This window comes from Peribacillus sp., assembly GCF_059453735.1.
In genome coordinates, this window is record NZ_JAZVJO010000242.1 from 1 (window position 1) to 2,987 (window position 2,987).

2 protein-coding genes are annotated in these 2,987 nt (G+C 40.6%); one reads left to right on the top strand and one right to left on the bottom strand.

Annotated elements, in window-relative coordinates:
• A partial coding sequence (locus AC52RT_RS07550) for a S8 family serine peptidase (RefSeq protein ID WP_495540174.1) occupies positions 1–863 on the bottom strand: 863 nt, incomplete at its 3' end.
• A gap of 261 nt (positions 864–1,124) precedes the next feature.
• Between AC52RT_RS07550 and AC52RT_RS07555 the strand changes: the two genes are divergently transcribed.
• On the top strand, positions 1,125–2,987 hold a 1,863-nt coding region (locus AC52RT_RS07555; RefSeq protein WP_495540175.1), incomplete at its 3' end, for a bifunctional metallophosphatase/5'-nucleotidase.

A 2,987-nucleotide genomic window follows, 5' to 3' on the forward strand; every position in this document is an offset into this window, starting at 1 on the left:
CCAGATGCTGCGACCACAACAATCCCTTTTTCGATGGCCTTCTTGACAGCCTCTTCAAGCACTAACGATGGGTAACCGCCGCCTAGACTCATATTAATGACCTGTGCACCTTTTTCGATGGCATATAAAATCCCCTGAGCAATTGTATAGTCTGAACTATAGTACTGACCATCAAATACATCAATTGAAAGCAAGTTCACATTCGGATTCATTCCATAGCCGCCAATGCCATTATCTTTCTTAGCAGCGATAATTCCGGCCACATGTGTCCCATGAAAATCTGGAGTAGCTGGATTCATTGGGTTGGCTGCATTATAGCTTGGAAGTAAGGAACCTTTTAATTCAGGATGATTGCGATCGATTCCTTGGTCAATCACCGCAACGGTCACTTTATTTTTTCCTGCAAGCTTTTGAGCTTCATCCACATTCAGCATCGATAGCGCATATTGTTGATCTACTTTAGGATCGTTTGCTGCAAATGTCTTGAAGGTCGGACTCATATTGACCGTAGTCACTTTGGAATTTTTTTGATAACTTCTCATTGCGGCTTCGAGTTTTTTCTTATTTTTTACTTTCACAACTATGTACTTCAACTCTTTTATTTGTTGAATAACAGTCGTTCCTGCCCGCTGATGATCCGCAGCAGATAGTGGTGTTTTATATTTGATGACAAGGGTGTTGTCACTGAACTTCTTCTCGGTGTTTTGCTTCTTTGCCTTGAATGATGACGCTTGAAGACTTTTAAATGATTTTCCTGTTGGAAGACCTACATGTGCTTCCGCATGATTGAAAGAAAGCACCGGTGTGATGGCTAAAGATAGACTGATACCAAGTGCTGCTATCTTTTTAGAAATAGGTTTCATTATATTCCCCCTCATATATTGCTAGATATATCATAACCGAAAATACCATTAATGGAAATATTTTCTTGTACTATTTAATAGACTTTAAATCATTCAACAAAATTGTTTTATTTTTACTATTTTTCAACAAATTTCTTCCTTATTATTTAATAGAATTATATACTATTGAGGGAATCTTTTAAAAAATCTATCAACAGAAAGAATGTGTTCATTTTGAAGAATCATATCGTGACACGTATTGGGAAAGTAACCGCTTCCGCCATGTTAGTCAGCAGCTTAGTCCTGCCTCTTGGCACATCAACGATTCACAATGTCGAAGCTGCCTCAACTAACGTTAAGGTTCAAATTCTTAGTGTAAATGATTTTCACGGTCAACTCGACAAGTCAAGCAAAGTTGGCAATGATACAGTCGGCACCGCTGCTTATTTAGCTGCTCATTTAAAGAAACGCGAAGCGGATAACCCTGACAACACCATCAAAATCCATGCTGGGGATGCCGTTGGTGCAAGCAGACCGGTTTCTGCCCTGCTGCAGGACGAGCCAACTATCGAAATGTTTAACAAGCTTGGATTTGATATTGGGACGCTAGGAAATCACGAATTTGATGAAGGCGTAGAAGAAATGAAACGTCTCATTTACGGTGGAGAGCATGTGAAAACAAAGCATCACGGTTCATTTGAAGGTGCTCAATTCCCTTACATTTCTGCTAATGTCGTAGATTCAAAAACAAAACAGCCCATTCTTGAGCCATATATTATTAAAGAAGCAGGCGGAGAAAAAATTGGATTTATCGGCATCACCCTTGCTAGTACTCCATCCATTGTTACGCCAAGTGGTGTGGCTGGTGTTGATTTTACCGATGAAGTAACCGCTATCAACAAATATACGACTGAACTAAAAGAGCAAGGCATCAAAGCCATTGTCGTGATTGCCCATAACCCGGGCACATCAAATACAGATGGGACAAATCCTGATGGGGAAGCCATTAATTTTGCCAATACAGTGGATGATGAAGTAGATGTTATTTTTGCAGCGCACAATCATAAGTACCTGAATGCAACCGTTGACAACAAACTGCTGGTTCAAGCCTATTCAAGCGGAACTGCGTTTGCCGATGTCGACTTAGAAATTGATCCTGCCACACATGATATCGTCAAAAAAGACGCTGAAATCGCCAATACTACTTGGACTGGGATTGAACCCGATCAAGAGATTGATGCGTTAGTAAAGAAATATAAAGAAGAAACCGATAAAATCACGGAAGAAATCGTTGGTGAAGCCGCAGTTAACTTAACCAAGGATCAAAATGAGGATGGAGAATCCATTTTAGGAAACGTCATTGCCGATAGCATGCGTGCGGAAATGAAAACGGACTTCGGTTTCATGAATCCAGGCGGCATCAGAGCAAGCATCGACAAAGGACCAATTAATTGGGGCCATGTTTTTACTGTTGAACCTTTTGGTAATGATCTTGTTTCTCTGAATATAACTGGAGAGCAAGTAAGAACTCTTCTAAATCAGCAATGGACAGAAACAAAAACTAATATTCTTCAGTTATCTGGACTAAATTATACGTGGAGTGCCGAACTTCCGATTGGAAAGAGAGTGCTTGATATCACTCTTCCAAACGGTGATAAAATTGACCCTGCCAAAACCTATTCAGCAACCGTTAACAATTTTATGGCTGAAGGCGGCGACAACTATACAATTCTACGTGATGGTACCAACAAAGTAACGGGTGCTGTTGATTTCGATGCCTTATTGACGTATGTCAAAGCAAATTCTCCACTAAAAGGCAGTATTGAAGGAAGAATTAAAAAGGTAACAAAAATAACTATTGAACCAGCGATTGTCAATCCAATCAGTGATAAAGATTCAGTTATTGAAGGAAAAACAGAAAGCGGTGCAGCAATCGTTGCTACCGTAAACAATAAAGAAATCGGCAAGACTACGGCAGATGCGGCTGGCTTATTCAAAATCCAGATCAAACCGCAAACAGCAGGAACAGTTATCACAGTAACGGCGACTGATAGTGCCCAACGTACAAGCGAAACCACACTTACCGTTGCGGACCTTACTGCCCCGGCAGCTCCTGCAGTTCATGCTGTAAGTGATTTTGCGAAG